Below are 19,319 nucleotides of genomic sequence, written 5' to 3'. Positions count from 1 at the left end.
TACAACACATCTTGACGATCGGGGCAATCCGGCTAGAATTTGCTGCTTTCCCAGCGAACCGTTGCTGCCTTATCTCAAGACGAACTGGCCGGAACATCGCATCTAGAAACTGGTTGGAATTTCAGAACTTGAACGGAGCAACACTCGTCCGCACGAGCGGAAGCTTTTCCTCGGATCCAAGCGTGATGAGCGACGACGACGCGTTGCAGTCTCACCTACTGGAAGGTGTCTCCCGCACCTTTGCGCTTACTATCCCGCAATTGCCGCCGGTCTTAGCCAAGCCGGTCTCGAATGCTTACTTGTTATGTCGCATTGTCGACACCATCGAAGATGAGACGGCACTTTCATCCACGGAAAAGCGCAAGTTCTGTCAGCAATTCGTGCGCGTGGTCCAAGGCAACGAGGCCGCCGAATTGCTTCGAGACGAACTCGGCCCTCGCCTTTCGACAGTCACCAGTCCGGCCGAGCACGAACTTATCCACTTGATTCCCCGGGTCATCGCCATTACTCACAGCTTCGATCCGCCGCAACGGGAAGCATTGGCCTCCTGCGTCGAAATCATGGCGAATGGCATGGCAGAATTCCAGGACCGAGACCTGCGATACGGTCTCGCAAACATGGAGGAAATGAGTAACTACTGTTATTACGTGGCCGGCGTGGTCGGGGAAATGCTGACCAAGCTTTTCTGTCACTACTCCCCCGAGATCGCCGCCCATCGCGACGAGATGATGAAGCTCGCGGTGTCGTTCGGGCAAGGTCTGCAAATGACCAACATCCTCAAGGACCTTTGGGATGACCATGCCCGCGGCGTTTGTTGGCTGCCACGCGATATTTTTGGCCAGTGCGGATTCGATTTACGCAAGCTTAAACCGGGCCATAACGACCCCAAGTTCTGCGAGGGATTCAAGCATCTGATTGGAATTGCACACGGACATCTGAAGAATGCGCTTGCCTATACCTTGTATATACCCTCGCGCGAGACCGGTCTTCGCGAGTTCTGTCTGTGGGCGCTGGGGATGGCAGTGCTGACCCTGCGCAAAATCAACAAAAACCTTTATTTCAGCGACTCATCGCAAGTCAAGATTACACGCCGGGCAGTGAAAGCGACCGTTCTGACAAGTCGTCTGCTGCGTTCGAGCGATATCCTGCTCAATACCGCATTTTTCCTTGCAGGATCCGGCTTGCAACGTAGCAGCCGTCAGCTCCCGGCCCTCGGTCACCATACCGACACGTGAGAAGCCAACCACAAACAGGGGATTCCTTGCTCATGTTGAAAGAAGCGACTGCACTTTCCGCTCTCGATACGGCTTTCCTCCAGCCTTATAACGAATCGCCCTTGGATAACGCTATCCGTCGCGCCAAAAAGGAGTTGCTCGGATTGCAGCACCAGTCCGGCTACTGGGTGTTCGAGCTCGAAGCGGACTGCACGATTCCATCCGAGTACATCTTGATGATGCACTACATGGACGAAATCGACGCAGCATTACAGGCCAAGATCGCCAACTATCTGCGCGCCAATCAGCAGGCAGACGGCAGCTATCCGCTGTTCTTCGGAGGTCCTGGCGATATCAGCTGTACTGTCAAAGCCTATTACGCACTGAAACTGGCCGGCGACGACATCGACGCTCCGCATATGAAGAAAGCCAGAGAATGGATTCTGGCCCAAGGCGGCGCGGCACGCTCCAACGTCTTCACCCGCATCATGCTGGCTATGTTCGAGCAAGTGCCGTGGCGCGCCGTGCCGTTCATTCCGGTAGAAATCATGCTGCTGCCGCGCTGGTTTCCGTTCCACTTGGACAAGGTCTCCTATTGGTCGCGCACAGTGATGGTTCCCTTGTTCATCCTGTGCAGCTACAAGGTTAAAGCGCGCAACCCAAGAAAGATCGGCATTCGCGAACTCTTTACTGTCGATCCGGAAAAGGAAAAAGGATATTTCAGCCACGTAAAGACGCCGCTCGGCAAGAGTATTCTGGCGCTGGAACGCATCGGCCGCCTGATGGAGCCGCTCATCCCAAAAGCGATGCGGCGAAAAGCCACCGAGAAAGCACGCGATTGGTTCATGGCACGATTGAACGGGGTAGACGGTTTGGGCGCCATCTTCCCCGCCATGGTCAACGCTTATGAAGCCATGGACTACTTGGGTTTTCCACCGGAAAACGAGCATCGCCGCATAGCCAAGGAGGCCATCGAACGCCTGCTTGTCGTCGGCGAAAACAGCGCTTATTGCCAGCCGTGCGTATCGCCGATTTGGGACACCGGGCTATCCAGCCTGGCACTGCAGGAAGTCAACAGGTTCGAGAAGGATCCCGAGATCGACGACGCACTAACTCGCGGGCTACGCTGGCTGGCGAGCAAGCAGTTGACCGACGAGCCGGGTGACTGGCGTATCAACCGGCCGAATTTGGAAGGCGGCGGATGGGCTTTCCAGTTCGAAAACACTTATTACCCCGACGTGGATGACAGCGCCGTAGTCGCCCAAGCCTTGGCTCAGGCCGAAAACCACGAGTTCGACGAGAACATTCGCCGCGCCACCAACTGGATTGCCGGCATGCAATCCGACAACGGCGGATTTGGTGCGTTCGATGCGAACAACACGCATTATTACCTGAATCACATTCCGTTCGCGGATCACGGCGCCCTGCTCGATCCGCCCACCGCCGACGTCAGCGGACGCTGCGCGATGTTTTTGGGCAAGATGCTGGAACAACGCCCGGATCTTAAACCGGCGCTGGATCGTACGATCGAATATCTGAGAAAAGAACAGGAAGTCGATGGCTCATGGTTCGGTCGCTGGGGCACCAATTACATCTACGGCACCTGGTCGGTACTCGTAGGCTTCGAGGCGGCAGGCATCCCCAAGACCGACCCGAGCATACAGAAAGCCATCGCTTGGCTGAAGAGCGTACAACGCCCGGACGGCGGCTGGGGCGAGGACAACTTGACCTATCACGACGCCAGCCCGGAACGGCGGGGCCGTTTTCACACCAGCACGGCCTTTCAGACCGGATTGGCCTTGCTCGCGCTGATGGCGGCAGGCGATACCGATTCGCCCGAAGTCGAGGCCGGCATAGATTACCTCGTCAGAACGCAAAACGCCGATGGTTTCTGGAAGGACGAATGCTTCACCGCGCCGGGCTTCCCGCGGGTCTTTTATCTCAAATACCACGGCTACGACAAATTTTTCCCGCTGTGGGCGTTGGCGCGTTATCGTAACGAGCGCTACGGCACGGCGTGAAGTCCCTTGGGTTTGTGATTGCGCTGCCGGCCGAGGCTCGTACCCTCGTCCGGCAGCGCGTCTGCTTTGACGACCTGCTGGAACTGCCGGACGGTCATCGGTTGGCCGTCTCCGGCTCCGGTCCGAATCATGCGCGCAGTGCCGCATTCCGACTTCTCGAACACAAGGTCGATGCCTTAATCAGCTGGGGCTGTGCGGCGGCCCTCGACGGTTCCATGAATGCAGGCGATCTGGTATTGCCCGATCGAATCTTAAGCCCGGACGGCATCGAGCATGCGGTCTGCCCCGAATGGCACGACCGGGTTCGGCAAGCCTTAGCCCCGATGCTGCCGGTCACGACGGGCCTTCTGCTGGGAAGCCCCAAGGTCGTCGCGAACGCGGCGGAAAAACGAGAACTTCATGCCAGCAAAGGCGCAGTTGCACTCGATATGGAAAGCGCCTCCGTAGCCTCGGTCGCAAACACCCGGGGCGTACCTTTTCTAGCAGTTAGAGCCATCGCCGATCCGGCATGCATGAACCTTCCCAACTCCGTGGCCGTCGCCGTAGATGAACGCGGCGACGTCAACATTCCGAAGCTCCTGAGATATGCCTTGGCTCATCCTGCCGAATTCGTTGCCTTGGCCCGACTGGGGAAGGCTTTTTACGCAGCCGCAAATACACTTCGCCGAACGGCGCATCTTTTGAGAACCGACATCTCTCTTACGCCGTCCGCCGACCGTTAATTCTCGCAACTAAAACGTCGATGAGCAGAACCGCCGAGAACCTTTTTATTCGTGTCGTCCACTGGTGGGAAGAAAACTTCCTCAACCGGCCGTGGTTAGTCACATTGCTGTTCCTGATCGCCTCCGGCTTTACGCTCCAGTACACCATGGAGAACCTGAAGTTCGACACGAACACGGCGGACATGATTTCGACGGAGCTGCCATTCCAGAAAAACCGCATCAAGCTGGAAAAAGCATTCCCTCAGGATGTCAGTACCATCATTCTCCTGGTCGAGGGAAAAACGCCGGAGGAAACCGCCGACGCCGTCAAACTGATCGGCGAGAAACTCAGACAAAATAGGACCGAAATCAAGTCGGTCCATATTCCGGACGAGGGAGAATTTTTCGCTAGGAACGGCTTGTTATATTTGGATTTAGAAGAATTGGAGGATTTGTCCGCCCAACTCGCAAATGCCCAACCTTTTATCGGCCGGATTTCCGAAAACAACAGTCTCGGCGGTCTCCTCGATATCTTGGGCGAGGCCTTGAAGGCTTCGGAAGAAGGCTTCGAAATCGAACTGAATCCTTTGCTAGAGAAAATTCGCGAGGCGGTCGTTGCAACGAGCGAAGGCAAGCCTTACCGGCTGTCGTGGCAGCAATTGATGCTCACCCGAGATGAGGGGCTCGGGGTCACCAAGCGGTTTATTAATATCACGCCGGTCCTCAATTTCGAGGAATTGCTGCCCGCCGAAAAAGCAATCGGGGCTATCGATAAAGTTTTGGCAGAAGTACTGCAGGGCGATCTTGCCGATGTCAGCGTCCGCAAAACCGGCGAGGTGGTGCTGGAGCACGAGGAAATGCAGACCGTCGGAACCGGGGTTTCGATTGCCAGCGTCGCATCCCTTATTCTCGTGTCCGCCACCTTGTGGGTCGCTTACCGATCCTTCAAGCTGATGTTCGCCACTTTCGTCGCGTTGACCATGGGGCTGATTTTTTCGCTCGGTTTCGCTACCGTCGCCATCGGCCAGCTCAATCTGATCTCCATCGGCTTCGCAGTCTTGTTCATCGGCATGGGCGATGCGTATTCCTCCCATTTCTGTCTGCGTTACCGGGAATTGGTCCTGCGCGGCGTCTCCCAACGGGAAGCGTTGCGGGAAACCTTGACATCCACCGGCTCCTCGCTCGTTCTCTGCTCCATCACCGCGGCAACCGGCCTCTATGCCTTCATCCCCACCAACTACTCCGGAGTCGCGGAACTCGGTATTATCGCCGGCACCAGCATGTTCATCGCTCTGGCGACGACCTTCACCATACTGCCGGCGCTGTTGAAGATCATGCCCTTGAGGCCGCCACGTCGGCGCAAGGAAAAGAAAGGCGCCTCGTTCCTGTCCTCGAACTGGCCGATCCGCTATGCGCCATCGATTCGCACGGCCACGGTTGTTCTTGGCTTGATCTCCGTGGGTCTCCTCTGTGACGTCACCGTGGACTTCAATCCGATCAACCTGCGCGATCCCAATACGGAATCGGTCAAGACCTTTAAATATCTGCTGCAATTCGAAGACACCTCCCCCATGACATTGGCTTCCCTGGCACGGAGCGAAGCCGAGGTCAAAGCCAAGAAAGCCGCATTCGAGTCCTTGCCAACAGTCGACAAGGTTGTCAGCATTTTCGACTTCATTCCGGAGAATCAGGACGATAAGCTCGCGATTATCAGCGATTTGTCGCTCATCATGGGTCCTCAACTCGAGAGCTTCCCCCCGTCCACGCGAGAGAAAGTCGATCCCCAGGTCATCGAGAATTTTCATCAGGTGTTGCGGGACCGTGCTGCGGCAGGTGAAAACGGCGTAATCAAAGCCTTGGACGAAGCTCTGACGCAGTTGCACGCCCGCCTGGAAACCGCCGACGAAAGCACGCGTCAAGCGATGCTCGGCCGGCTTCAGGACAGCATTTTAGGCCCGCTTCCGGCTACCATCGCCAATCTTCGCGAAAGCCTTCAGGCCCATCCGATTTCCATGGGGACCTTACCTCCCGACCTGAAAAATCGCTGGGTCAGCGCCGACGGACTGTACCGTCTACAAATCTTCCCGAATAAAGACTTGAACGATCTCGAGAACTTGCGCGAATTCATCCTTGAGGCGCAAAAAGTCGACAAGAATGTAACCGACGTGCCGGTCGCTTATCTCGAATCCATGAACGAGGCCATCAACGCCTTTCAGCAAGCGTTCGGCATTGCCTTCGTCGCCACCACGATCCTGTTGCTGCTGATCGTACGAAATCTGAAGGACACGTTGTTGGTCCTGCTGCCGCTGCTGCTGGCGTCCCTATTTACCGCCGCCTCGACGGTGCTGTTCGATATCCCGTTCAACTTCGCCAATATCATCGCCCTGCCCTTGCTTTTCGGCCTGGGAGTCGACAACGGCATTCACATGGCGCACCGTCTACACTATCTGCATTCGAACGATGAAAACCTGCTCAGTACCAGCGAAGCACAAGGGATATTCTACGGCTCGCTGACGACCGTATTCAGCTTCGGCAGCCTAGCCTTTACCGCTCATCAAGGCACCGCCAGCATGGGAATGATCCTGACCATCGGCCTCATGCTCACCCTGATCTGCGCGTTGGTCGTGCTGCCCGCCTTCAGTACGCTGAGAGTCTCCCACCGGCGTTGATCCGTGTAAAATTCGAGCGTCTTTTTAGCCCTAGATAATTCCCGAGGTCTTGATGTCCACCTACATTGCGGATTTGCTGGCCACCCATCGCGGCAAGAACTTCGAACTCCACGAAAATTACTTGAATACCCAAATGGTGCGGGTGCTCAAGGCCATCGGCTATGACCGCATCTACACCAGAGCCCGTGGCCCGTATCTTTATGACGATCAGAATAACGAATATTTGGATCTCTTGAGCGGCTTCGGCGTGTTTGCCCTAGGCCGCAATCATCCCGAGATCATTCAGGCGCTTCAGGACGTACTGCAAAGCGAATTGCCAGACATGGTACAGATGGACGTATCCGTGCTGAGCGGTCTCCTCGCGGAGCAAATTCTGAAGCGCTGCCCGGACAATCTCAGCAAGATGTTCTTTTGCAATTCCGGTGCGGAAGCCGTCGAAGCGGCGATCAAATTCAGCCGCTATACGACCAGGCGGGAAAAAATCGTCTACTGTGATCACGGGTTCCACGGCCTCACCATGGGCGCGCTTTCACTGAACGGCGAAAAGATTTTCCGCGAAGGTTTCGGTCCTTTGTTGCCGGAATGCGTCACGGTTCCGTTCAATGACATCAAGGCTTTGGACGAGGCCTTGCGCAACAAAGATGTCGCGGCCTTTATCGTCGAGCCGATTCAGGGAAAAGGCGTCAACCTGCCGAGCGACGACTACCTGCCGGAAGCGGCTCGCTTGTGCGCCAAATACGGAACGCTTTTTGTCGCCGACGAGATCCAAACCGGCATCGGCCGCACCGGCAAGTTTTGGGCTATCGAGCACTGGGGCGTGAAACCCGACATGATTCTGATGGCGAAGGCACTGTCCGGTGGTTTCATCCCGGTGGGCGCCGTGGCGATGACCAAGAGCATCATGGATGCCGTCTTCAGCCGTATGGATCGCGCCGTAGTTCATGGTTCAACCTTCTCCAAGAACAATATGGCCATGGCGGCGGGGCTCGCTGCACTCAAGGTCATCGATGATGAAAAGCTGCTGGAGAATGCCGAACATCTCGGGGAAAAACTTCTGGCCGGAATGCAGAACCTGGTCGACAAGTACGAGTTATTCCAGGAAGTCCGCGGAAAGGGACTGATGATCGCTCTGGAGTTCGGCTCTCCCAAGAGCTTCTCCTTAAAGGCCGCATGGAACCTCCTGGAAACCGCCAATAAAGGGCTGTTTAGCCAAATGATCACGATTCCGCTGTTCAAGAACCATCGTATCTTGAGCCAAGTCGCCGGGCATGGCATGAACGTGGTGAAGTTTCTCCCTCCGTTGGTGATTAACGAAAACGATACGCAGTGGGTCCTCACTGCTCTCGACGATGTCATCGCCGATTGCCACAAGGTTCCCGGAGCCATCTGGGACCTTGGGAAAAACCTTACCAGCCATGCACTTAAGTCCAAAGCGGGCTGATTTCCATCATCCACGACCAACACCGGCACCACCATGCACCAACCACTCTCTTCTCGCAGCCGTAAATTTGCCGTTTTGCTGTTTTCCATGTCTTTGCTGCTGGCCTATGGCCAACGGCCTTGGGCGCACGCCGTCGTCACCGAATCCTCTCTGACCCAAAACCCGATTCAGCCGAATCACGCGACGACGGTAGTACTCTTTTTCAATTCCAATGTGGAATTGCCTTTGTCCCGAGTTTTTCTGGTCAGCAAAGGCGATGTCTTCCATCCGGTACAAATCGAAAAAGGCAAGAAACCGGGCGAGATGCGCATCCAGGTGCCCGCACTGACGCCAGGCGAATATGCCTTGAAATACAAGGTATTCGCTGCGGATGGACACTTCACGGAAAATGTCATTCGTTTCCACGTCTCTGAACCGCGGTAACCCCTATGTACATGCAAGGTTTGGCCAATTTCATCGATGATTTCCTCGGCGGGCTGATTTTGATCAGCTACGCGTTAGTAGTGGGGAGCCTGCTCTGGAGTGCGTTTATCCTCAGAGTATGGTCGCCCGGATTCGCCGCGCATGAATCCGCGGTCCGCCGAGCCGTTGGCTTGCTGCGCGCCGGCGCCATCGCCCTAGCTATCACCCAAGGGCTCAAATTGATCATCAAAGCCGTGGTTCTAGCATCGGTCTTGGGCGATTTTCCGGCCGACGCTTATATGGGCACCGTTCAGTTCCAGGCCGGTTTGATACGTTTCCTGCTTGCCTTGGGTCTGATCTACATCGCCGGCCAGTTGCGCCAAATACCGGATAAGCGGTTTTTGTGGAATCTCGCTGCGATTTCGATGATTCCCATGGTGATTGCCGGCGCCTGGCTGGTGCATGGCGTGGGCCGCTTCGAATATCGGGAGCAGCTCATGACCATGACCGTTCTCCACCAGTTTGCGGCGGCCGTGTGGTTCGGCGGCGTTGCGCAACTTTTGTCGCTCTGGCACATGAGCCGGGAATCTCAAGAGGCAAAAGCACTATGGCCCATCGCGATCACCCGTTTCGCGCTGCTCGGCGTCAGTTCCGTCGTCGTTCTTCTGTTGACCGGGCTTCCCCTGGCCTGGACTTACGTCGGCAGCTGGGATGGCCTTTTCGGCACCGGTTACGGCAGCCTGGTCGTCACCAAAGTCGTTCTTCTCATGGTCGCGCTCGGCTTCGCCTATCTGAATCACCGGGCCGGTCGGCAGTGGTTGAGACACCGCCAAACCGAAAGACTGAATAACAAGGTTCCGCATTACATCGAGGCCGAGACCTTCATACTGGTAGGGATACTTTTCATCGCCGCCACCCTGTCCTCGCAGCCGCCGTCGGAAGATATCAAGGAACTGTCCGCGACCGTCTCCGAAGTCGCCGAGATGTTCACCCCGCGCATGCCGCGCCTGACCTCGCCCACGCACGAGCAACTCCTGGCCGGTGAGCCGGGGCGTGTGGCGGTGGTCGACAAAGTTCCCTCACCCGCGGCCACGGAATGGTCGGATTACAATCACAACGTGTCCGGAGTCTTCCTGACCTTGATGGGATTGGTCGCTATGCTTTCCTACTACAGGCGGTTCGAATGGGCGAGGTATTGGCCGCTGGGCTTCGTAGGATTGAGCATTTTTCTCTTCTTCCGTAGCGACGCCGAGACTTGGCCCTTAGGCCCGATCGGCTTTTGGGAAAGCACCTTCGGCAACGGCGAGGTGTTCCAGCATCGTATCGCCACCCTTCTGGCTTTCGCATTGGGGGTTATGGAGATGCGCGCGCGCACCAATCGGAACGCCGACCGATTACGCTATACGTTCCCGGTCTTGTGCGCGTTCGGCGGCATTTTGCTGCTCACCCATGCCCATGCGGAGTTCGAGCTGAAAAGCGAATACCTCATCCAGTCCACGCACACCGCAATGGGGCTCCTGGCCGTGATCATGGCGAGCGGGCGCTGGCTGGAACTGCGCTTGGCGGAACCCAACGTGAGTTACGGCGGGTATGTGGACGGAAAGATTGCGGGATTTATATCCATCGTGGCGATGTTCCTGATCGGCGCGATATTGCTGGTCTACCGAGAACCGTTGTTCTGAAGCCGAAACAGGAAAAGCACTCTATTCTAGTTGCGTGGCTGAAACGCCTTAGGGACAAACGAAAATGCCCGCCACTCACGTGACGGGCATTTTTTGTTACGAACGGTAATCCAAGATAAGAAAGAACCGCCTCGAACGCATTTGCACGGCCTGCGGCGGCGCCTCATTATCCGGACGTCGCATTATTACTCGAGTAATCGGCGATCTTTTGGGACAGTTTGTTCAGAAGACTGTCGAATCCCTCGCGGTCGATGACACTGGTATATTGGGCCTTCTTGAGCGCCAAATCGCTGATACCGTCCACGATGATATTGATGATGTGCCACTGCCCGCCGAACTGGTTCACGATGTATTCGAACTTGATGGGCTTTTCATCCGGCGAAGTAAGAAAGTAGCGTAGCAGCACGCGATCGCTCTTCATGTCTTGGGCGGAATCGTATTTGAATTCTTCCCCCGAGTAGCCGTTAAACTGAGCGGCATAAGTGGCAATACTTAGATCGGTCAACTTCTCAATAAAAGCCTTTTTCTGTTCTTTATCCAGTTTCTTCCAGTGATTTCCAAGCGCGATCTGGGAAACAGCCTCGAACTCGAACACTTGCTTGACCACCGGCTCTAGCTTTTTGTAACGTCCTTGATATCCCAATTGTTTCGCATCCTTCATAACGTCAATTAACGTGTTGTTGAGCAAGTCTACGGTTTTCTTGGCTTCCGTAGGGGCCTCCGCTGCAACAGACAGCGGAGCCAAAGCAATTAGAAACAATCCCAGGAAAAATTGAAGAAACATTGTCTTTCCCATAAGTCCGAAATCGAAATCGTCGCGACTATATCATAAAACGCCAATCAGAACGCTACGCTTAGTTGCGATCGCGCTACGTTTTTGCGTCTGAGCAACACATAATCTTCGAATCGAGCTCCTGGTATTCGATTCAGAAGCGTGAGAATCGTTCTCGACAGCCGGCTCGACTTATTGACCCTGTCGCTGCGCATAAAGATGCGCCAGCAAGTTTGCCTCGGATAGGGAAAGGCCCAACTGGGACACCAGCTCCTGGGGAGCGACGCCGTCCTTAAGTCTTTCGATTGCAGCTCGATAGGATTGGTAGCCGGTATCCTGCGACGAGAGCGACGCCAGTCTCTCGTCGCACTCTCGAAGCCGGCGTTCTTGATCCAGCATACGCCGATCCACTTGCACGGCGGCTGCCGACAGCCCGATCAAGTCGTTTTGCTGCTGTACGAGCCGTGCGCCCAGCGTTGCATAATCGCGCCTCAGGGTCAGGTAAGCACGGGTCAGCATGAGCATTCCCGCCACCAACGCGACGTTCAGCCCGACCAGAATAAAATATGGGAGATGCCAATCCATCAGGCGTATTCATCGATATGGGGCAGCGAATAATCACTCGCCGGTCCCGGTTTTTTCTTTTCCTTTGAATCGGGCTTTTGCTGTTTGCGATTCTCGTCGCCTTTGACCTTGTTCGCCGCCGGCAAAGGTCCGACGTGTTCGACGGGATGAATCTCGACCATAACCCTATTTCGCCATTCTTCGAAAAAGCTCTCCCCGTGTTGGCGGGGTCAAAGCAGATCGAGCTGCGCCTTGTCTTCGTCGTTTAAGAACTGATTCAGGTCGACCAGAATCAGCAAGTCGCCATTATGACTCGTCACGCCCTGAATGTATCGGGCGCTTTCTTCATTGCCGACGCTGGGAGCCGATTCAATTTCGGAAGCTCTGAGTTCGACCACCTCCGCGACACTATCGACCAAAATACCGATGACTTGATCGTCCGCCTCGATAATGACGATCCTCGACGCCTCGTCCGGCTGCTTGGGAGGCAGCGCGAAGCGCCGCCGGGTATCGATTACCGTCACCACGTTTCCGCGCAAATTGATAATACCTACCACATAATCCGGCGCTCCCGGAACCGGCGCAATTTCGGTGACACGCAGCACCTCCTGTACCTGCATTACGTTGATGCCGTAAGTTTCATCGCCCAAACGGAATGTGACCCACTGATTCACCGGGTCGCTGCGTCTTGCCAACGCTTCGCTCATATTACCCTCTCGCCTCTAGCGTTATCGTAAAACTCTCAGATTTTTGGATCGGCTGGCCGGAATCAGGCTGCGCGGATCCACCAGCACGCATAAGCGATCGATAATCGTGCCGGCCGCCCATGCTCGCCGGGATCGGTTTACGCGCCAGCGGACATCGCTTTCGCGCAGCCGGACCATATCGACGATCTCGCCGCACACCAACCCCCACCGCCCTTCATTAAGTAATAAGGCATGACGATGGGAATCTTCTAAGGAGATGGAACGCTTGCCGCCTATGAGAAGCTCCGTGTCCGCCAGTTGAATGATCTCGCCCTGAAATCGGGTCAGCCCTTGAAACCAATCTGGCTTTCCCGGCAAGACCGTCACTCGCGTCGAATCGTCAAGGCGTTCGATTCTCCTCACCTCGGTCAACGGCGCGGCAAGAACCGTATGACCGATTCGAAAATAAACCACTTGAAATTCCGATTGCGCCCAGTCGGGCAAAGCCGCGGGAGCAGACAGGACGGGCTGGGATGCCGCTACCGAGTCGGAATCCGTGCGCTCGGCCGGCAATGCTTCCGACTGGCCGTAGGTTTGATTCAGCAGGTTCCGCAGATAGAAAAGGAGTACTTGATCCTGCCATCCCGTAGTGCTTCGGGCTAGGCGATCGGCTTTCATGCGGTTGCCAGAGCCGGCTCGACCGAGCGTGATCGATTTTGCGACAACATATGCTCGAGCAGTTCGGTGTAGGCGATGACAGCCTTGGCCTTGGGCATGTAATAAGACAGCGGAATTCCGGCGTCGCTCGCTTCCCGCACCTGGGTATCGACCGGAATCACGGAATCCCAGACCTGATCCCCATAACGCTCGCGCATCACCCTGAGGGTTTGTATCGACGCGCGGGTACGCCGATCGAACAAAGTGGGAACGACCGTGTAATCCAATCGCGTTTTCCGAGACTTACCGATCATTTCCAGGGTGTGCAGCATGCGCTCCAGCCCTTTGAGCGCGAGAAACTCGGACAACACCGGAATGAACAAATGTTCGCAGGCGGCTAGTGCGTTCACCATCAGCACACCCAGCATGGGTGGGCTGTCGATCAGCACGAAATCGTACTGCTTCCGAACGGCTGCCAGACTATTGGCAATTACCAGCCCCATGCCGCCGGCGCCCCCCTGCCGCTCTACGGTCGCGATAGCGGTCGAGGCCGGCAGTACCGACAGCCCTTCGAAATCCGTAGAGGCGATATAAGGACCCGGAAGCAAGCTTTTCTTGGCAATTGCGTCTTGAAACAGGTTGTAGACGCTGACATCGATTTGATCCGGGTTCATTCGGAAATAGCTGGTCAGCGAACCGTGCGGATCGAGATCGATCAATAAAGTTCGGTACCCCCGCGACGCGAGAATCCCCCCCAAGGTAACGACTGTCGTGGTCTTGCCGACGCCGCCTTTCTGGTTGGATACGGCCCAGATTCTCATGGCTTCGAAACCTCCGTCGGAGTGATGGGCGCTTCCGTAGAGACCGGCTTTTGCGAAGCGCCGAAATCCTCAATTCGGTCCCCGGAAGAAAGCTTGTAACGAGCCGCTCCGTGGGACATCAGAACGATGACCACTCTCCGATTTTGGTAGCGTCCTTCCTCCGTCCTGTTGTCGGCAATCGGATGATGCTCGCCGTAGCCTATCGCCGCCATGCGGCGCGGATCGATGCCGTTGCTCATCAATTGGTTGACCACCACGGCGGCGCGGGCGGACGACAAGGCCCAGTTGGAAGGAAATTCGGGAGTGTTGATCGGCAGATTATCGGTATGACCCTCGACATGAATGGTGTTGTCGATTTCGCGGAAAATTTCGGACATTCGGTAAAGTATGGGCAGCGATTCCTTAGAAAGTTCGGCTTTGCCGCTGGAGAAAAACATCCCGCTCTTCATTTCGACCTCCACCCACAGCTCATGGCGTTTGACGGCAACTAAATCGTCCTGAATATACGGCGATAAAGCCGCTTCGATCTGATCCGCCAGGCTCTCGAGCTGGGCGTATTCCGCATCGAGATTCTCCGGCATCGGCCGAGTCTTGTCCTGGGACGATGCCGAACCGTCCGACGCCGCGGGTTCGCCCAAAAGGTCTTGTCCTTTCTTCAACTGGCCGAATTGAATCGGCTCCAGCGTATGCCCGAGGTTGTGCTCCTTCCCCGGCTCCTTGAACACCGCGGAAAGCGACTCCGACAACACCCGATACTTGCCTTCGTTGACCGAAGAAATTGCATACATGACGACAAAAAACGCAAACAAAAGCGTAATGAAATCGGCATAGGAAACCAGCCAGCGCTCCAGGTTCACATGCTCTTCTTCCGAATGCTTCCGCCGCGACATACGTTAGTCATCCGTCTAGGAAACCGGTCAGCTTCATTTCGATATTCCGCGGGTTCTCGCCTTCCGCGATCGAAATGATTCCTTCCAGAATCAGTTCCCGCGCCTGGTTATTGGCCTGTGCTCGGGATTTCAGTTTGTTGGCGATGGGAAGAACGATCAAATTGGCGAGACCGACGCCGTAAATCGTCGCCACGAATGCCGTCGCGATGCCGCTCCCCAGCTTGCTGGGGTCGGACAAATTCTGCATCACGTGAATCAACCCCATGACCGCGCCGATGATTCCCACGGTCGGCGCGTAGCCGCCCATCGCCTCGTATACCTTGGCCGCGCCCAAATCCCGCTGCTGGCGAGCGTATATTTCCACCTCCAAGCTGTCCCTTATGGCCTCGGGCTCGTTGCCGTCGACCAGCAACTGAAGCCCTTTCTTCGCCAGCGGTTCTTTCTCGGCGCTGATGAAGGTCTCTAAGCCGAGCAGACCTTCCCGCCGCGCCAAGGCACTCCAGCTGACGATTTTCTTGATTTGTTCCTTATGATCTATCGGCGGCGTCATGAAGACCCATTTGAGCATTTTGACGGCATAGAAAAACGCTGCCGGCGGCGTTTGCAGCATGGTCGCACCCAGCGTACCGCCGAACACGATCACTATCGCCGGGCCGTTCAGCAGTGACTGGATATGCCCACCCTCGAGCCAATTGCCGCCTAGAACGGCGGCGAGCCCGAGAGTGACTCCGATAATGCTTAAAGGGTCCATGCCTAAAGATTCTTCAATTCGCCGGCCATTTCATCGAGATCGTAGATGCAATCGGCCAGGTTAGCTTCGACGATCGCTTTCGGCATGCCGTAAACGACGCAACTCTGCTCGTTCTGGGCCCAGATGGCCGCGCCCTTGGCTTTCAATTTTTCCGCTCCGAGCTTTCCGTCCGATCCCATGCCGGTCAGCACGATGGCGAGAACCTTGCCGGGCATGTTCTTGGCTATGGAGCTAAACGTGACATCGGCACTGGGACGAAAATGTTCCCCGCTTCCGCTCTCCCGAACGACGACGGTTTTCCGCGCCCCGTGCTCGCTCAGCTCCAACTGAAAGCCGCCGGGCGCCAGAAGAGCGACACCGGGTCGCAGTTCGTCGCCGTTCTGGGCCTCCTTGACCCGAATTCGGCAAAGCTGATCCAGGCGTTCGGCAAAGCTGCCGGTGAAATTTCCCGGCATGTGCTGGACCAAAAGAATGGGGACCGACGCGGTCTCCGGAATTTGCGTCAGAACTTTCTGGATAGCCACCGGGCCGCCGGTAGAAGCGGCGATGACCAGCAAACGGAAATCCCGAAGTTGCGCTTTGGCGGCCGGAGGCCGGGCAACGACAGGCCTCGATGGCCGACGGAGCCGCCTCAGCCTCCCCGCATGCTCGGCCAAATCGCGAACGCGCCGCCGCAAAATGCGCTTGGCCAAGTCCTGGTCTCCGCTGATTTCCTGCAATTGTTTGGGCATGAAGTCCATTGCGCCGGCCTCGAGAGCATCCAAGGTAGCCTTGGCGCCCGCTTTGGTGGACGCGGAAAACATCAGAATCGGCGTGGGCCGATCTTTCATGATCTCGCGCACCGCGGTAATACCATCCATTACGGGCATATCCACGTCCATGGTGATGACGTCCGGATTCAAGGATGCCGCCTTTTGCACGGCCTCGGCGCCGTCGGCGGCGCTTCCTACGACCTCCATGTCGCCATCGGCGTTGAGGATTTCGGTCAGTCTGCGGCGTATGAAGCCCGAGTCATCCACCACCAAAACCCTGATCGTCATGAAAACCTCTTAGTTGTCCTAGGCTTAATGCAAGGAGGCGTACCGTTTCATCAAACCGGGTACATCCAGAATGAGGGCGATTTTTCCGTCGCCGGTAATCGTCGCACCGGCCATTCCGCATACTCCCTGGAGTTTCGCACCCAAAGGCTTGATGACGACTTCTTCCTGTCCGACCAAATGGTCGACCACGAAGCCGACATGCCGTCCCCCGACATTCACCACCACCACATGGCCGGACTTCCCGCCCTGATTTCTGTCGTACCGGTAGCCCGGAACCAGCCATTCCTTGAGATAAAACAATGGCAATGCGCGCTGCCGGACCAGCACCACCAACTGCCCATCGACCGTATTGGACTTCGTGAGGTCGAGGTCCAGGATTTCGACGACGTTCGCCAACGGAAGAGCGAAGGGTTGATTGTTCAGCTTGACCATCAAAGTCGGCATGATGGCCAAAGTCAGCGGCAATTTGATGGTGATGCGGCTGCCCTTCCCCTTGCTCGAATCGATGGCTACCGAGCCGTTCATCTGGGCTATTCGGGTCTTTACCACATCCATGCCGACACCTCGTCCGGAGATATCGGAAATCTCGGACTTGGTGGAAAAGCCGGGCATGAAAATCAAGTTGTAACAATCCTTGTCGTCCAGGCGAGCGGCGCTCTCCTGGTCCATCAGTCCCTTTTCCACGGCCTTGCGCCGGAGCACGTCCGGATCCATGCCTTTGCCGTCGTCCTCAATGGTCAATTCGATATGATTGCCCTCCTGAGACGCGGTCAGAACGACCGAGCCCTCGCGCGGCTTACCCGCTGCGATCCGCTCCTCGGGGGTCTCGATGCCGTGATCGACCGCGTTGCGAACCAAATGCACCAATGGATCTGCCAAGGCCTCGACAAGATTTTTGTCGAGATCGGTTTCTTCGCCGCGCAACTCGAGCTGCACCTCCTTGTTGAGGCTTCTGGCCAAATCCCGCACCACGCGGGGAAAGCGGCCGAATACCTTCTTGATGGGCTGCATGCGCGTCTTCATGACGGACAGCTGGAGATCCGAGGTCACCACGTCCAGGTTGGCGACCGCTTTGGCAATCTCCTCGTCATTGAGCGCGATCTTGAGGGTTTGAAAGCGGTTGCGAACCAAGACCAGCTCGCCGACCATGTTCATGATCTCGTCGAGACGCTGGGTATCGACGCGGACCGTGGTTTCAACTGCCGCGGCCGCCTGTGGTTTGACGGTCTTGGCCGGTTCCCTTGTCGCGCTGCGCGCTTCCGTAGGTGCCGAAGACAGAGCCGCTGGACGCGCGCTCTCCTGATTCGGTACACCGCCATGCTTGCCCTTGCCATGAAGCTCGTCCAGCAGGCGATCGAATTCTTCCTCAGTGATGCGATCGCTCTCGGCTACAGGTCTCGGCGCCTCGGGAACCACGGCGCTCGGCATGCCGGTGTGCTTGCCCTTGCCATGGAGTTCATCCAGCAAGCGCTCGAATTCTTCCTCGGTGATGTCATCATGCGATTTGGCATTCGGAGCGTTTAGCGGCGCCGCATCGGGCACACCGCCATGCTTGCCCCTGCCATGAAGTTCGTCCAGCAGACGCTCGAATTCTTCTTCGGTAATTTCATCCGAACTCGTGCCATTCGAGTCAACCACCGAAACGGGCGAGGGTCGGCTCGGCTCCTCCGCCGCATCCGGCAACGGTTCGAATTCCGCCTCGGCCGGATCGTCGTCTTGGCCGGGTTCCAGCATCGCCGCGAGCGCCTGTTCCACAACATTCATCGCGGACGGAAGCCTCTCGGGTTCGGCCGCCGAAACGGATTCGGGCTCCACCGACGCCGGAGCCGGCGGGACAAGAGTAGAATCGCTTCCCGGCTGGGCGAGAACTTTCAGCCGATCGATCAGCGACGGGTCGGCCGGTTCGGGATCGTGTCCGGAGCGGATGTCCCGAAACATGGCGTTGACGACGTCCAATACTTCCAGAATGACGTCCATCAAGGCCGGGTCGGCGCGCCGCTCGCCTTGTCGAAGCACGTTGAATACGTCTTCGGCGTTGTGGCAAACGTCGACCAAGGCGACAAGATTGAGAAACCCCGCTCCACCCTTCACGGTGTGAAAACCGCGAAAAATGGCGTTCAATAAATCGTAATCGTCCGGCGACTGCTCAAGCTCGACCAGTTGAGCATTGAGCTTTTCCAGTATTTCCCCGGCTTCTACCAAGAAATCCTGAACGATTTCGTCATCGAGATCGATCGCCATTGCGCCTTACCTTCAGAAACCCAAACTCGACAGCAAACTGTCCACGTCGTCTTGATTCTGCACGGTATTCTTGTCCACCCCCGGAACAGCCGGGCCGAGTGGTTCCGATTTGGTTTCCGGCACGCTATCGCCGGAGGGCTTGAAGCGCCGTCCCGAAATCCGGATCAATTCGACCAGACTGTGCTCGAGATCCTGAACGAGCTTGATCACGCGCCGAATGATCTGGCCGGTGAGATCCTGAAACCCCTGCGCCATGAGCACCTCGGTGAGACTATGCTGAATGGTCTGCAAATGCCCTGCGGAAACGTCGAAATACTGCGCCAGGTCTTGAGTCAGGGACTTGAATTCCTCATAAGGCATTTCCCGCTGGCGAAAGCGTTGCCACTGGGCGCTGAGTTCGTTCGACTGCTCGCGAAGACTTTCGGCGAACGGCAAGATGGATTCGACTGCATTCAAGGTGGTGTTCGCCGCCTGCTCGGTCATGGTGATGACGTAATTGAGGCGCTCTTTGGCGTCGGGAATTTCGTTCTCCGTGAGATCCGCGATTCTTTCGTCCAGGGAAAAATTCGCCAGCGTGTCGTGGAGCTGGCGGGTCAACTTGCCGACTTCCTGAAACATCAGGGTTTCCCGGACCCGGCCGATATCATCGAGAATACGGTCGGCCGACTCGTCGTCGCCGCGCTCCAATGCCGCCAGAAGTGCGCGAGCCTGTTCGATCCGCGCATCGGCGGACGGTTGCTTGTCAGTCATTAGCCGCCCCCAAAGGT

18 protein-coding genes are annotated in these 19,319 nt (G+C 56.5%); 7 read left to right on the top strand and 11 right to left on the bottom strand.

The window, feature by feature from the left end:
* Positions 1-185 precede the first annotated feature (185 nt).
* Genes B2A78_RS12730 through B2A78_RS12700 form a run of 7 tightly spaced genes read left to right on the top strand, consistent with a single transcriptional unit; the run spans position 186 to position 10,130 of the window.
* Positions 186-1,235, top strand: a complete 1,050-nt coding sequence (locus tag B2A78_RS12730; RefSeq protein ID WP_077730413.1) for a phytoene/squalene synthase family protein — start codon at positions 186-188, stop codon at positions 1,233-1,235.
* A 32-nt stretch (positions 1,236-1,267) separates the two neighbouring features.
* Positions 1,268-3,235 (top strand): squalene--hopene cyclase, encoded by a 1,968-nt coding sequence (shc, locus tag B2A78_RS12725; protein WP_077730375.1) that lies wholly within the window; start codon positions 1,268-1,270, stop codon positions 3,233-3,235.
* On the top strand, positions 3,232-3,957 hold the full coding sequence (locus tag B2A78_RS12720) for a hypothetical protein (protein ID WP_077730374.1): 726 nt from the start codon (positions 3,232-3,234) through the stop codon (positions 3,955-3,957). Before shc ends, B2A78_RS12720 begins: the two co-directional genes overlap by 4 nt.
* Before the next feature lie 20 nt (positions 3,958-3,977).
* Positions 3,978-6,605, top strand: a complete 2,628-nt coding sequence (locus B2A78_RS12715; protein WP_077730373.1) for an MMPL family transporter — start codon at positions 3,978-3,980, stop codon at positions 6,603-6,605.
* A gap of 52 nt (positions 6,606-6,657) precedes the next feature.
* Positions 6,658-8,046, top strand: a complete 1,389-nt coding sequence (locus B2A78_RS12710; protein WP_077730372.1) for an aspartate aminotransferase family protein — start codon at positions 6,658-6,660, stop codon at positions 8,044-8,046.
* A gap of 33 nt (positions 8,047-8,079) precedes the next feature.
* On the top strand, positions 8,080-8,469 hold the full coding sequence (locus tag B2A78_RS12705; protein WP_240502511.1) for a copper resistance CopC family protein: 390 nt from the start codon (positions 8,080-8,082) through the stop codon (positions 8,467-8,469).
* Positions 8,470-8,474: 5 nt separating this feature from the next.
* Positions 8,475-10,130 (top strand): CopD family protein, encoded by a 1,656-nt coding sequence (locus tag B2A78_RS12700; RefSeq protein ID WP_077730370.1) that lies wholly within the window; start codon positions 8,475-8,477, stop codon positions 10,128-10,130.
* Positions 10,131-10,296: 166 nt separating this feature from the next.
* On the opposite strand, the gene B2A78_RS12695 is transcribed toward B2A78_RS12700, so the two are convergent.
* The 11 genes from B2A78_RS12695 to B2A78_RS12650 all read right to left on the bottom strand — a co-directional run bounded on the left by B2A78_RS12695 (position 10,297) and on the right by B2A78_RS12650 (position 19,302).
* Positions 10,297-10,914: an HpnM family protein gene (locus B2A78_RS12695; protein WP_077730369.1), complete on the bottom strand. Its 618-nt coding sequence runs from the start codon at positions 10,912-10,914 to the stop codon at positions 10,297-10,299.
* A 180-nt stretch (positions 10,915-11,094) separates the two neighbouring features.
* Positions 11,095-11,487, bottom strand: coding sequence for a DUF2802 domain-containing protein (locus B2A78_RS12690; RefSeq protein WP_077730368.1), 393 nt, complete (start codon positions 11,485-11,487; stop codon positions 11,095-11,097).
* Entirely contained in the window at positions 11,487-11,648 is a 162-nt protein-coding gene (locus tag B2A78_RS26055) for a hypothetical protein (protein WP_168175409.1), read from the bottom strand. The genes B2A78_RS12690 and B2A78_RS26055 overlap by 1 nt, the downstream gene beginning before the upstream one ends.
* A gap of 48 nt (positions 11,649-11,696) precedes the next feature.
* Entirely contained in the window at positions 11,697-12,173 is a 477-nt protein-coding gene (locus tag B2A78_RS12685) for a chemotaxis protein CheW (protein WP_077730367.1), read from the bottom strand.
* Positions 12,174-12,194: 21 nt separating this feature from the next.
* Positions 12,195-12,830 carry a chemotaxis protein CheW gene (locus B2A78_RS12680; protein ID WP_077730366.1) on the bottom strand — a complete coding sequence of 212 codons (636 nt, stop codon included), beginning with the start codon at positions 12,828-12,830 and terminating at the stop codon, positions 12,195-12,197.
* Positions 12,827-13,630, bottom strand: a complete 804-nt coding sequence (locus B2A78_RS12675) for a ParA family protein (RefSeq protein WP_077730365.1) — start codon at positions 13,628-13,630, stop codon at positions 12,827-12,829. Before B2A78_RS12675 ends, B2A78_RS12680 begins: the two co-directional genes overlap by 4 nt.
* Positions 13,627-14,520, bottom strand: a complete 894-nt coding sequence (gene motD / locus B2A78_RS12670; protein WP_077730364.1) for a flagellar motor protein MotD — start codon at positions 14,518-14,520, stop codon at positions 13,627-13,629. Before motD ends, B2A78_RS12675 begins: the two co-directional genes overlap by 4 nt.
* Before the next feature lie 7 nt (positions 14,521-14,527).
* The gene (locus B2A78_RS12665; RefSeq protein ID WP_077730363.1) at positions 14,528-15,271 is read right to left on the bottom strand and encodes a flagellar motor protein; all 744 of its coding nucleotides are present in this window, start codon (positions 15,269-15,271) and stop codon (positions 14,528-14,530) included.
* A 2-nt stretch (positions 15,272-15,273) separates the two neighbouring features.
* Positions 15,274-16,311, bottom strand: coding sequence for a chemotaxis response regulator protein-glutamate methylesterase (locus B2A78_RS12660; protein WP_077730362.1), 1,038 nt, complete (start codon positions 16,309-16,311; stop codon positions 15,274-15,276).
* A gap of 24 nt (positions 16,312-16,335) precedes the next feature.
* Positions 16,336-18,552, bottom strand: a complete 2,217-nt coding sequence (locus B2A78_RS12655; RefSeq protein ID WP_077730361.1) for a chemotaxis protein CheA — start codon at positions 18,550-18,552, stop codon at positions 16,336-16,338.
* A gap of 12 nt (positions 18,553-18,564) precedes the next feature.
* Complete coding sequence (locus B2A78_RS12650; RefSeq protein WP_077730360.1) at positions 18,565-19,302, bottom strand: protein phosphatase CheZ; 738 nt, start codon at positions 19,300-19,302, stop codon at positions 18,565-18,567.
* Positions 19,303-19,319: the final 17 nt, after the last annotated feature.

Origin of the sequence: Methylocaldum sp. 14B, from assembly GCF_002005105.1 — a bacterium.
Taxonomy (GTDB): Bacteria; Pseudomonadota; Gammaproteobacteria; order Methylococcales; family Methylococcaceae; genus Methylocaldum.
Note: the sequence above shows the minus strand (reverse complement) of the source record. Positions and strands in the feature narration are given on the sequence as shown.

Bases quoted from the DNA above. Each gene is read 5' to 3' on its own strand.
- B2A78_RS12730 (WP_077730413.1), top strand. From the start codon at position 186: ATGAGCGACGACGACGCGTTGCAGTCTCACCTACTGGAAGGTGTCTCC.
- shc (WP_077730375.1), top strand. From the start codon at position 1,268: ATGTTGAAAGAAGCGACTGCACTTTCCGCTCTCGATACGGCTTTCCTC.
- B2A78_RS12715 (WP_077730373.1), top strand. From the start codon at position 3,978: ATGAGCAGAACCGCCGAGAACCTTTTTATTCGTGTCGTCCACTGGTGG.
- B2A78_RS12710 (WP_077730372.1), top strand. From the start codon at position 6,658: ATGTCCACCTACATTGCGGATTTGCTGGCCACCCATCGCGGCAAGAAC.
- B2A78_RS12705 (WP_240502511.1), top strand. From the start codon at position 8,080: ATGCACCAACCACTCTCTTCTCGCAGCCGTAAATTTGCCGTTTTGCTG.
- B2A78_RS12700 (WP_077730370.1), top strand. From the start codon at position 8,475: ATGTACATGCAAGGTTTGGCCAATTTCATCGATGATTTCCTCGGCGGG.
- B2A78_RS12695 (WP_077730369.1), bottom strand. From the start codon at position 10,914: ATGTTTCTTCAATTTTTCCTGGGATTGTTTCTAATTGCTTTGGCTCCG.
- B2A78_RS12690 (WP_077730368.1), bottom strand. From the start codon at position 11,487: ATGGATTGGCATCTCCCATATTTTATTCTGGTCGGGCTGAACGTCGCG.
- B2A78_RS26055 (WP_168175409.1), bottom strand. From the start codon at position 11,648: ATGGTCGAGATTCATCCCGTCGAACACGTCGGACCTTTGCCGGCGGCG.
- B2A78_RS12685 (WP_077730367.1), bottom strand. From the start codon at position 12,173: ATGAGCGAAGCGTTGGCAAGACGCAGCGACCCGGTGAATCAGTGGGTC.
- B2A78_RS12680 (WP_077730366.1), bottom strand. From the start codon at position 12,830: ATGAAAGCCGATCGCCTAGCCCGAAGCACTACGGGATGGCAGGATCAA.
- B2A78_RS12675 (WP_077730365.1), bottom strand. From the start codon at position 13,630: ATGAGAATCTGGGCCGTATCCAACCAGAAAGGCGGCGTCGGCAAGACC.
- motD (WP_077730364.1), bottom strand. From the start codon at position 14,520: ATGTCGCGGCGGAAGCATTCGGAAGAAGAGCATGTGAACCTGGAGCGC.
- B2A78_RS12665 (WP_077730363.1), bottom strand. From the start codon at position 15,271: ATGGACCCTTTAAGCATTATCGGAGTCACTCTCGGGCTCGCCGCCGTT.
- B2A78_RS12660 (WP_077730362.1), bottom strand. From the start codon at position 16,311: ATGACGATCAGGGTTTTGGTGGTGGATGACTCGGGCTTCATACGCCGC.
- B2A78_RS12655 (WP_077730361.1), bottom strand. From the start codon at position 18,552: ATGGCGATCGATCTCGATGACGAAATCGTTCAGGATTTCTTGGTAGAA.
- B2A78_RS12650 (WP_077730360.1), bottom strand. From the start codon at position 19,302: ATGACTGACAAGCAACCGTCCGCCGATGCGCGGATCGAACAGGCTCGC.